Annotated in this window: 9 protein-coding genes; 1 reads left to right on the forward strand and 8 read right to left on the reverse strand. The window is 57.8% G+C overall.

Annotation, left to right across the window (positions count from 1 at the left end; genetic code table 11):
* Positions 1-2 precede the first annotated feature (2 nt).
* A complete protein-coding gene (locus GS605_RS15130; protein WP_171724524.1) occupies positions 3-2,999 on the reverse strand; it encodes a cyclic nucleotide-binding domain-containing protein in 2,997 nt (998 codons plus the stop codon).
* 244 nt (positions 3,000-3,243) lie between these two features.
* On the opposite strand from GS605_RS15130, the gene GS605_RS15135 reads away from it, so the two are divergent.
* Positions 3,244-3,603: a DUF3307 domain-containing protein gene (locus tag GS605_RS15135; RefSeq protein WP_371807769.1), complete on the forward strand. Its 360-nt coding sequence runs from the start codon at positions 3,244-3,246 to the stop codon at positions 3,601-3,603.
* A gap of 6 nt (positions 3,604-3,609) precedes the next feature.
* Here GS605_RS15135 and GS605_RS15140 read toward each other — a convergent pair whose 3' ends face one another.
* The 7 genes from GS605_RS15140 to GS605_RS15170 form a co-directional block, all read right to left on the reverse strand.
* A complete protein-coding gene (locus GS605_RS15140; protein ID WP_171724493.1) occupies positions 3,610-4,341 on the reverse strand; it encodes a hypothetical protein in 732 nt (243 codons plus the stop codon).
* A gap of 56 nt (positions 4,342-4,397) precedes the next feature.
* On the reverse strand, positions 4,398-5,702 hold the full coding sequence (locus tag GS605_RS15145) for an FAD-binding oxidoreductase (protein ID WP_171724494.1): 1,305 nt from the start codon (positions 5,700-5,702) through the stop codon (positions 4,398-4,400).
* Positions 5,699-6,373, reverse strand: coding sequence for a TetR/AcrR family transcriptional regulator (locus GS605_RS15150; RefSeq protein ID WP_171724495.1), 675 nt, complete (start codon positions 6,371-6,373; stop codon positions 5,699-5,701). The genes GS605_RS15145 and GS605_RS15150 overlap by 4 nt, the downstream gene beginning before the upstream one ends.
* Positions 6,374-7,918 carry a trimethylamine methyltransferase family protein gene (locus GS605_RS15155; protein WP_171724496.1) on the reverse strand — a complete coding sequence of 515 codons (1,545 nt, stop codon included), beginning with the start codon at positions 7,916-7,918 and terminating at the stop codon, positions 6,374-6,376.
* Between the two features lie 2 nt (positions 7,919-7,920).
* Positions 7,921-10,323, reverse strand: coding sequence for an FAD-dependent oxidoreductase (locus GS605_RS15160; protein WP_171724497.1), 2,403 nt, complete (start codon positions 10,321-10,323; stop codon positions 7,921-7,923).
* Between the two features lie 111 nt (positions 10,324-10,434).
* Complete coding sequence (locus tag GS605_RS15165; protein WP_171724498.1) at positions 10,435-11,064, reverse strand: glutathione S-transferase family protein; 630 nt, start codon at positions 11,062-11,064, stop codon at positions 10,435-10,437.
* An 18-nt stretch (positions 11,065-11,082) separates the two neighbouring features.
* Entirely contained in the window at positions 11,083-11,604 is a 522-nt protein-coding gene (locus GS605_RS15170) for a class I SAM-dependent methyltransferase (protein WP_171724499.1), read from the reverse strand.
* Positions 11,605-11,627 lie beyond the last annotated feature (23 nt).

Genomic DNA, 11,627 nt, shown 5'->3' on the forward strand with positions numbered 1-11,627 from the left:
CGCTAATTGGACACATAGCCGGCGATAACCTGCAACAGCTTGAATGCGGTCGCCGCGTCGTTTTCCACAACGGCAAGGAATTCTTCTTCACCGATCCGCAAGCAGGAAAGCTGGGTTTCCGCCACCATGCTCAGCGCACGTGGTTCTTTTCTGATCAGGCCCAACTCTCCGACCAAAGCACCAGGCCCGACTTTGGTGATCAATTGGTCAGGCCCCTGTTCTTGCGGCAGATACAAACCTGCTTCGCCCTCCAGCACCACATAGGCACCGTCGGTGGGTTGGTCATCTTTCAAGAACACCACCTGCCCCGGCGCGGCATCAAACCAGCGCGCACCAAAGGCCAGCAGGCGCAGCTGACGCCGGTCCAGACCCGAAAACAAGGGGGTTTGTTCCAGAGCGCGCAGTTTCCGCGTCAAATCCGCCGATGCTGCACTGTCTTCCTCCACCGCCACAGGCCCTCCGTCCGAGACCACACGACCTTGCCGGATTTCAACATACATGTCGAATGCACCGGGGTTTTCAAACTGATCATTCAGATAGACGACGGTGGTGTCCGGCAGCAGTTCACGGAGCCGTTTATAGACCGCCACCTGCGTTTTCATGTCGTAGCTGGCCAGCGCGTTTTCCAGAATCAGGATGTCAGGTTTCTTGATCGTCGCTCGGGTAAAGGCCAAGGGTTCGGCAAATACCGCCGGAAGATTCTGACCGCCCAAAGCAACCTGGACATCATAGATCAGCTCTGTGACCAATGGGCGCGCGCCGTTTTCAGCCAACACATCCACTATCACCTTGCGGGCTTCGTCCGAACGGGAACCGCCAATCTGGCTGACTTTTCCGAACAGCGCATTTTCCATGACCGTCAATCCGGGCGCAAAGACGTTCGGATCCAATGGAACGAAGACGTCTTGCAAACGCTCCATCAGTTTCTCGGAATGGCTGTGCCGGAGTTCGAGGATGCGATCCTTCAGTTCATCCGTGAACGCAGGTCCGATCTGTTCGGCAGAGATCACAAATGGCACCGCCAACATGTTGGCAAGCTGTTCGTCATCCAGCCCGTCCGAACCTTCTTTGCGGGTCTGGTCCACCAGATCCACCGCAATTTCATAGGTTTTTGCATCAAGACCAAGCTTTTGGAACAACGGGTGGTCGGTTCCATCCATCCCGAAGATCTGGCGCAGCATGTCGATCACGTCGCGGGTCAACGCGATCAATGTCTCGTCCAGCCCCAGTTCACGCAACTGTCCGAGAAAGACCTTTTGCTGCGCAAGCAAAGCCTGTGTCACAGGAACACGTGGCGTTGCGAAAAGCAGATTTTCAGCCACAGGCAGGGCCGCATTATAGGTGTTCCGGTCAAAGACAAGCGCCTGTTGTTCCAGCCCGGCATCCCGAACCGCCTGCTGCACGACCGGGCGCAGCTCGATCAGTTTCTTTGCCAGTTCACAATGCTCGGCCGCATCGAAGCTTTGTTCGGCGCCCCGTTGGAACAGCGCTGCGCCAAACCCCATTCCATCAATCAACTGCAACCACCAGGCACGCAGTTCTGTGGCGTCCTGAAAGCCGGCCAGAGTTGGGTCCAGCCATTCCGCCCCAAACGGATCGGCACTGTTGCCTGCCCTCAAGGTTTCGAGAAAATCCGGGTCGTCCGGCGGGTCAGTCAGCGGTTTGAACCGCATCGGCATCATCACGTTGTCGCCCAGCGTACCCTGGAACATGACAGGGCGTGATGTGACATACCCGATACGCGCGGCGACAACCACCTGATGCAACTCGGCCAGTTTCAGATCTCCGATCCGAACCTGGCCAGCACTGGGACGTATTTCCCGTGTCAGCAATTCGCCGATGGCGCGTCGATCTTCCTCGCTGGGGGCGGCGATCCCAATTGTCTTTCCGGCAGGAAAACTGAGGTCCAGATCATCAAGCACCTGATTGCCATCCATGTCACGCACCGAAACGTGGTCCAGCACGATGTCGCCGTTCAGGTGTGGCCACTCGGAGGGTTCACTTTCGAACAAGGTTTCATCATGCATTCCGGCCGGGGCAAAACGGTCAATGACCACATCCCAGCGCAGCGACATGTCCTGGGTCTGGTTGTAATAGGTCAGCAGTTCCTTCCAAGGTGAGCTGAGATCCTTGTACGCAGCCAATGCGGCAACCAGCGCCCCCAGCGAAACCGAGCCCTGAAGCACCAACAGACCACCAACCAGATAGAACATGAACGGTGTAAGCTGCGAGATGAAGTTGTTCAGGAATTTCATGAAGAACTTCTTTTGATAGATCTCGAAACGGATGCCGAACAGGCGTCCCAATTGCTCTGAGATCATCGACCGGCGAAAACGCCAGCCGCCATTGGTCCGCAGGGTGGACGCGCCCGCCGCGTTCTCGCCAATCTGCGCCGCCAGAACTCGAACCTCCTGAATGCGTTTCTTGTTCAGCAGGTTGATCTGGCGTTGCAGCTTGGGGATCAACCAGGCCTGCAAGGGTATCAGCGCCACGGCGGCCAGCCCGAACCAGACGCTTTGTAGGAACAGGAAGGAAAGTATGGTGATCATTTGGCCAGCCTGAAGAACCGGCTGGCTGATCGCGTCGCCCATCAGGCCGCCCATCGGCTCGCTTTCGGCGGTGATCATTGACACCATTTCACCCTGGCTGACACGCTCGAAATAGGGTTGAGGAAAGCGCAGCGCCCGGCTGATCAACTGATAGCGAAAGCGCCGCAGCATCCGTTCACTCAGCACGCCCTTCATGGTGTTGATGCGCATTTTCATCAGGCCATGGCACAGCACGGCCGCCAGAAAGGCAAAGCACAGAGCAACCAGAAAATTGGTCTGCGACATGGAATAGCCCCAGATCGTCACCTCAGAAGTGGACGACCCGATCGCGTCATTGATTATTCGTTTTGGCAACTCAAGTGTGAGATACAGCAAAGGAAACAGCGTCGCCGTCACGGCCAGCAGGACCAGCTGTTCGCGCTTGGAGTATTTCCAGATAAAGCGGAAAATTGTGCGTTCTATGGAACCTGCCCCTGCTGCTGACCTTCGACGTGGATTAAACGCAATGCATGCAATTTCAACAGCATGAATCAAATATCATCCAGACAGGATAAGCAAATTTTTCCCTTTTGGAAAATTTCTTGACTGAATGTGAACTAGTTCATTTACGCGTGCCCGTTTTATTGCCTAATGTTGGCGTCAGAACGATATCGGGAGGGTTCTTTTGACTGCCAGTATTGGCGCAGTGTTTCTTATGCTTTGTCTTTTGCTGATCAAGCATATGTTCGCTGACTACTACCTCCAGACACCGAAGATGCTTTCCGGTCGGGGTGAGTATTTTCACTTGGGACGCGCGCAACATGCCGCTGTGCATGTTGTGGGTTCTATCGTCGTTTTTTTGGTGTTCGGCGCGCCGCTGGTTTTTATTCTGATTGTCGGGGCGCTGGAATGGTTCATCCATTTCAATATCGATTTCATCAAGGCCAGCTATTCAGACAAAAAGCGACTTGAGCCAACGCAACCCGCTTTTTGGCGCGCCGCAGGTTTGGATCAGTTGATGCACAACCTGACTTATGTTGCGATGGTTTGGGCCTGGGTTACCTTCGCCGCCTGAACGGTGTCAGGCCGCGTTCTCCGATACGGCAAGCCGATAGGCCCTAAGCCACATCCGATCCAATGCGTCAATCGCAGCAGGGTCGAACCGGTGCTCAACTTCCCAATACCGACCCGAGGCTACATAATAGCCAAGATCATCTTCCATTCGCTGCACACTGTGCATGGCTGCAATATCGGGAAGCGGTGCGGCTGCCAGGTCAGAAAGGTTGACGGATGGAAATACCAGCCGGCTTGGGGCACCGGATAACCGTACGGTTCTGCACCCCTGAGCGGCTGCATAAAGCCCCAGTCGGGCGGCCTTCGCTTCAAGCGAACGCAGTGTCACGTCCTTTCGCAAAGGGTCCGCCGTGCCATTTCCGTAAAAATGTGTTCGCCCCGATCCTGAATACATCATGTCGCAACCGGAAAAAGCCAGAACATCCGGCTTCAAGACTGACAAGGCCCAATAGCCTGCCGTGAAAGCCATCGTTCCGCCGGCATAAACGAACCCGCCATAGTCATTCTGTCTTGGGACGTATTCGTCGGCAGTGACTATGTGTTGAGTGCCAAGAACTTTTTCAGGGCGGCGCTCTGCCGGGAAGTCTTCGGGATGGATCAGGTAATCCCAGTCTTCTCGGATGCGCCATGCGTTGTTGATGGCGACGATATGCGTGAAAGGCGCGCGCGACCATGCCCGCGCCTCCAGCGCCGATGGGGCGCTGCCAAGGATCAATACGGTTGTCTTTCGGTCGGTCATGTCAGGGCCGGGCTTGTTGACAGCCACACACGACATAGACCGTTTGCGAAACGCGACTAGCCCAGAACCGAGAAACTGCTTTCCTCATTGATCGGTCGTTTGCGCGAGTAGAAGCCCACGTCGATTGTCCGCTTGATGTATGGCAATTCGAACTGCAACGGTTTCGCGTCGTGATCGGCGCCACCTTCACAGTAATCGATCAGTGCCGCCATCATCTTGCCCGCAATGGGCGCATTCTTGTATTGGTTTCCGCTTGAACCACAGGCCATGTAGAACCCCGGCAGGCTGGATTTGTCATAGATCGGAATCCAGTCGGTAGACGCATCATAAAGGTCAACCACGCCCCGCGTTTTCGATGGAATACCAAGGCTGGGCACACGCTGCGCATACCGCATGGCCTGCGTGGTCCATTGATCGGTGAATTCACGATTGTAGTTCACATCGTCCTCGCACCACTGATGCGGATCACATCCCGGATCCTCAGATCCGACAAGGATGTGATTGCCGTGTTCCGGGCGGCAATAGCAGGCAATGTCACTGTCCGAAACGATGGTTCCGTCGTGTTCAAAATCGAACCCTTCAGGGGCTGGAACGTGCACGACCTCTTGCCGCAAGGGTCGGGTTTTGATGGTCATATCGTCCAGAACGCCGGCCATCTTGTTGATGATGGACGAACCAGGTCCTGCCACATTGACCACAACCTTGGCGTGGATTTCCTCGCCCGAGGCCAGCTTGACGCCGGAAACGCGCCCGCCCTCGGTCAGGATTTCCGTGACTTCAGCGCCGGTGCGCAGCTCGGCCCCATGCTGTTTCGCGGCATCCATCAGGTTCTGAGCCGACAGGGCCGGGTCGGTGACATAACCCGCCTGAGGCCAGTACACCCCGCCCGTCATTTTACGCCCGTTGGGTTGGCCGAATTCAGGATCGTCCATACGGCGCGCGGGGGCAAAGCTGTCCAGCGAATAGACCGGCAAGCGTTCCAGCACTTTTTCATCTGACCATTCTTCGAACGGGCAATTCAGCTCGGACGAATTGCGCATGTGTTTTTCCAGCATCCCGTTCGCCTCGGTTTTCATGACCAGACAGCCGGTTTCGCGGAACTGCGCAAGGTTGGCGTCTTTCGGCAAGCCAAGGTACTCGGCCCAGTCGCGCCAGTAGTGGTAGCCTTCCCAGGCAAACGCGGTTCCATCGAATGTGGAATAATGCATCCGGATAATCGCGCAGGACCCCGCGGTAGAACCGTGCCCGACCTGAGAATTCCGGTCCAATGACAGGGTTTTCCATCCCGCCTTGGACATCTCGAACGCAATGGCCGCGCCGATCACGCCGGTTCCGATGATGATTGCGTCTGGTTGGCTCATGTCTGGTTTCCTTTCCAAGTGCGTAGGGAATACGCGCTGAATTCTTCAACTTCCTCGGGTTTCGGCTCGACACCTGTGAAGGCGTAAAGGTAATGCGGCACCATCGACAGCCGCATCTCGATAGGTTCGTTCAATTGCGCCAGATCATAACCGATCTGCATGTAATACAGCACGCGCGCCCGGGTTTCGGCTTCGATCTCGGAATAGCCGTAGCGGGCGAACATGGCGTGCAGCGCTTTCAGCCTGCGGGCGTCCGACTGATCCAGCATACGCCGCACCTTGCCCGATTTTCGCGCCCAGTCACGTACGGCAAAATCCAGCGCAGTATCGAACAGATCGGTGTTCACCACGCACCGATGAACGTTGCAGACGGCCGCCGTTATCGTCTCGGCCGGTGCTTCGGCCTGCGCGACCAAGGCGGCGGTGTTGGTGGCCTGCCAGCGCGCCAGCAACGCATCCAGCAACTCTTGCCGGGATTTAAAGTACCAATAGAACGACGACCGCGATACTGCCATCCGTTCGGCCAGGTTCAGGACCTTGATCTGGTCCACCCCGTCCGAAATCAGCACATCCATCGCCACGTTCAGCCAGTCGTCACGCGTGACCTTGATGTTGCCGATCAATGGTTCGGCCTCGGGGTCATCGCGATGAAGGATCGGTTTCGGGCTCATTCAACTCTCCGGTGGGGCACCGCCCTCGGCGGTACGACGGGCAATGAAGTCATGTAAATCACCTGTCCGATCATTGTCGACAGCGGGCGCCCGGAAGTCGTTCAGAATGCCTTTCCAAACATCCGTTGCCCGATGGTTCGCGTCCACCGAACCACGCTCGGCCCACGTGCCGAAATTGGCGTAGTCATGGACATGCGGTTGATAGAATTCAGTATTATAGCGCTCCATCGTCTGGCTTGATGCGAAGAAGTGGCCACTGGGTTCAACCTCACTCAATGCAGTTTCAAACCCGATCTCGGACGGCCCCGCCTGCGCACCTGCGCACAGTTCGGCGACCATATTCAGCACTTCCGCGTCGCAGACCAGCTTTTCGAAGGAAACCGTCAACCCGCCTTCCAACCAGCCTGCGGAGTGGATGATCACCGTTGCCCCGGCCATAAGGCATCCCCAAAGCCCAAACTGGTTTTCGTTCGCGGCTTGTACATCGTTGGTGTTTGACGCCGATCCGGCAGCCGACCGCCAGGGCAAACCAAGATGCCGCGCCAGTTGGCCCGCAGCCAGTGATGCCTGAAAGTGCGACGGCGTCCCAAAAGCGGGCGCGCCGGACTTCATGTCCACGTTACTGGTGAACGTGCCATAGCAGACCGGCGCTCCAGGATTGGCAAGTTGGGTCAAAGTCAGCGCGGCAAGGGCCTCGGCATGAGACAAGGTGATCGCCCCGGCCACAGTAATCGGCGCCATCGCGCCCATCAGGGTAAACGGCGTGATGATCGACATCTGACCGTGGCGGGCAAAGTCGATCAGACCTTGCGCCATCGGGATGTCCAAGGTGCGCGGGCTGTTGGTGTTGATGATCGTATAGCAATGCGCATGGCCCCGGAACGCATCATCCGAAAGACCGCGGGCCGTGGTCAGTATCTCAAAGCAGTCCATCACCTGCGGGGTTCCGCGCGAAAAGAAGAACGGAAACTTGTCTGTCAGTTCCATCTGGGCCCGAGTCGTGAAGTAATGACGCAGATGGGTCGGCACATCTTGCGGCTCGACCTGTGGCGAAATCATCTGGAACACGTCGAAATGATGCGTGAGCTTCAAAAACTCCAGATAATCCTGACCTGTCGCCGGGCGCCGACCACGCTCAAGGTCGGTTGCGTTCGGCGCACCGGCTCCGGGTTGAAACACCAGCGAGCCCAGTTCAAGAATAAAATCGCGACGCCGCGAGCCGGCGCGGCAGGCGATGGATTTGGGCGCTGACGCGACTGCGGCTTCAACTATCTCGCGCCCGATAAACACCATCTCAGTGTCTTCATCCACCCGCGCGCCGCCCTGTTTGAACAGTTTCCGCGCCTCGGGCAGCAGGGTCTTTACCCCCAACTCTTCCAGTGTCCGCAAGGCGGTGTCATGCATATCCGCGATTTGATCGGCCGGGAACACTTCCATCTGTGGGAAAGGATTCCTGAGCTGGCGATAGTTCACATCGCGACCGGTCTGCGGGGCGGCTTCAGCCCCCCGCCCCCGCCGTCGGCGCCCGCGCTCTGCAGCAGTCATGATCAGCCTCGCATCGCTTTGCCTTCGGGGTCATAAGGTGACGGCGCAATCACACGCGCCGGACGTTCAACCCCCACCACGTGAACGGACAGTTCCGTGCCCGGTTCCGCCTTGTCCCGATCAATCAGGGCCATCGCCAGTGACTTGCCGGTATAGTGCCCGTAGCCGCCCGAGGTTACGAACCCAACGCGTTCGCCATTGGCCCAGACCGGTTCGTATCCGCTGGCATCTGCGTCCAGAGCATCGATTTCCAGTGTCGCCTGAAATTGCGCGGGGCCGTTGCCGTCACGTTCGGCAAGCGCGCCCGCCTTTCCAACAAAGTCCTTGTCCCAGTCGATCCAGCGGTCCATTCCGGTCATGCCCGGTGTGTAGGCCTGCGTGAACTCCGCCGACCAGATGCCAAAGCTTTTCTCAAGCCGCGTGGACAGCATCGCGTTGAAACCGCATTCGCGGATGCCTTCCTCGGCCCCCGCTTCCAGCAGGAGACGGCGCAGCTTGATATGGTCGCCATAGCGGCAGTTGATCTCGTACCCCTTTTCTCCGGTCACCGACATGCGGGCGACGCGGGCGCGCACGAGGCCGATATCGAAATCGCCGCACCCCATGAACTTCAAGCCCGAGATATCCTGTTCCGCCAGTTTTTCCACAACTGCCTGTGACTTCGGCCCGACCACGGCAAAGCCGCAATATTCCTCGCCCAAATCACGGATATTGACGCCATCCATCATGTGATCGTCGAACCAGCGCATATGCCAGGCCCGCAGGTAATAGCTGCCCATGATCCACCAGGTCCCGTCGCCCCAATTCAGCACCGTCAGATCACCCTTCAGGCGTCCATCCTCACCCAACATCGGGGCCAGTTTCGCACGACCCGGGCCGGGGAGCTTGGAGGCCATTACCTTATCTAGCCAAGCTTCTGCGTTCGGACCGGAAACCTCGAACCGCGAAAAGCCCGAAATATCCAGCAAGCCCGCACCTTCGCGGATCACTTTGCATTCCTCCGCCACGATGTCATGCCCGTTCGAACGCTTGAGCGTCGGGGTTTCCTCGAACCCTTTCGGCGCGAAATAAAGCGGTACTTCAAGATCCCAGCTGACGCCCCATTTGCACCCTGCCTCGGTCATCGCATCATGCGCCGGTGCCATTTTCAGCGGCCGTCCTGCGGGCAGTTGCTCGTTCGGATAGGTCATCACGAAGCGGCGGGAATAGAACTGGCCCGTCGTCTCGCGGATATAGCGCTTGTTCTGTGCAAAATCGCCATAGCGCGCCACATCCATCGGCCACGCGTCGGCCTCGGGTTCGCCATGGATCATCCATTCGGCCAGCGTCTTGCCGACGCCGCCGCCTTGCAGGAACCCGGCCATCACCGCGCAGGCGGTCCAATAGCCCCGCTTGCCCGGCACCGGACCGACCAGAGGGTTGCCGTCGGGCGAGAAGGTGAACGCACCGTTCACCCATGTCTTGATGCCCACGTTCTGGATCGCCGGATAGCGTTCGAACCCCAGCGTCAGTTCGTTTTCGATACGGTCCAGCTGCTCCTGGAACAGCTCTTCGCCATAATTCCACGGCGCGCCGTCCATGGCCCAGTGTTCGTGATCGACCTCGTAGATTCCGACCAGAACACCCTTCTGATCCTGCCGCATATAGGTGAAGCCCTCGAGATCCACGGTCATCGGCATCTCGAAATCGGCCGCTGCGACCTCGGGCACCGTGTCGGTGATCAGGTAATGGTGTTTCAGCGGCGAGACCGGCAGTTCGACCCCTGCCATGCGTCCCACCTGCTTGGCCCACAGGCCGGCGGCGTTGACCACATGTTCGCAGGTGATCGTGCCCCTGTCGGTCACCACCTGCCAGCCATCCGCCGTCTGGATCAGTTCCTCGACCTTGGTTTCCTCGTAGTATTCCGCCCCGCGCTTTTTCGCGGCGGTGGCATAGGCCTGCACGGTGCCCGTGGTGTCGATATAGCCTTCGCGGTCGGCCCACATCGCGCCCAGAATGCCGTCGGTGGACATGATCGGGCAGCGTTTCTGCGCCTCTTCAGGGCTCAGCAGTTCACAGTCATCAATGCCGATGGACTGGAAGATACGGTAATTGGCCTGCAACCACTCCCACCGCTCGGGGGTTCCCGCCAGCGTCAGACCACCGGTCATGTGCAGGCCGATATTCTGGCCTGATTCCTTCTCGATCTCGCTGAGCAGATCAATGGTATAGGCCTGCAAAGACGCCATGTTCGGATCGGCATTCAAAGCATGAATGCCTCCCGCTGCGTGCCAGGACGACCCAGACGCCAGCCGCCGCCGTTCCAACATGACGACATCCGACCAGCCAAACTTGGCCAGGTGATACAGAACCGAGGCCCCGACAACGCCTCCTCCGATGACCACGACGCGATATTGGGATTTCATCCCGACCTCCCCTGAACAGAATCTGAGGAGACGCTAGTGGCACTGTTCACATCTGTCTAGACATTTCTGTACAGTGCTGATCACAACGCAACCCGGCACGGTTCAGCAGGTTTACAGACTTGCGCTTGGACGAGATTGGATGGCTTGAAACCACGCAAGGGTGGCCGCGTTGTCTTCCGGGATACGCATCTTGATGACGCGGGCGAAATCGACAAAAACGAAAGCCGAGATATCCGCCAGGGAAAACACGTCACCGGCCACAAACAGGCTTTCCGTCAGACGTGATTCCAGCATTTCAAAGAAGGATGCCACACGCTCGCGCCCGCGCTGTGCAAGTTCGGGAATCTGGGCATGATTGGAAGGGCCCGGAATGGCGCGATCCTTGAAGGCGGGATGTCCATTGCGCAATGCCTCGGCAATCGGTGCCCCGCCCTGATGTTCGACGATCGCGTTCCACATCAGAACCAAACCTTTTTCCTTGGGGGTTCGGCCCATCAAAGGCGGTTCCGGAAACTGTGCCTCCAGAAATGCCGCAATGCCCAGATTTTCTGTCAGAACGGTTCCGTCATCCGTTACCAGAACCGGGATCGTGGCCCGTGGGTTCACAGCGCGAAAGGCTTCGCTCAACTGTTCACCTTTCGCAATCGAGACCTCACGCGTTTCGATATCCAATCCTTTTTCGGCAATGAACATCCGCGCACGACGAGGGTTTGGAGCAGTGGAGCAATCGTAGAAAATCATGCCGTTACTCCTTTTCGGTCAGCGGCGATATATGAAACAGCGCCCTTCGACGGCGCCTTCGGGCAACGGCATCTCGGTCAGCCCTTCGAAATACATCCGATCACTCGAGACCATCAGCCCGCCCGGAGCAAGCAAAGGCTCGATGAGCGGAGATACAAACCGCGCGAATTTGTCATTCTTTTCGCGATTATGCCCGCCAAGATCCGCGTGGATCAGGCTGGCTGACGCACCGAACCGTTCAACCGATGCAGGTAGGGTATCCCGCACATCACCCAGAATCACGCGATCTTCGGGCGGGGTCGAGTCGGGGTGCGAGGCCACCGCGCGTTCGAACACATAGACCGGGCGACCATCCATGTGCTGCACAAGATGGTGATACGTACGCCCGTTGCCCAAACCCAATTCGAACACCGGACCTGTCATGCCCGCAGTGTGCCGGATTGCGTGATCCAGACAAGCGCGCTGAGACACCATGCGATCGATGAACAGATCCAGACGGCTTTGATTCTTGGACACCGGAAAATATCTCCTTGATACCATTCGAGAGCATAAATGCGCCCGAT

Source organism: Ruegeria sp. HKCCD7559 (assembly GCF_013110575.1).
GTDB lineage: Bacteria > Pseudomonadota > Alphaproteobacteria > Rhodobacterales > Rhodobacteraceae > Ruegeria.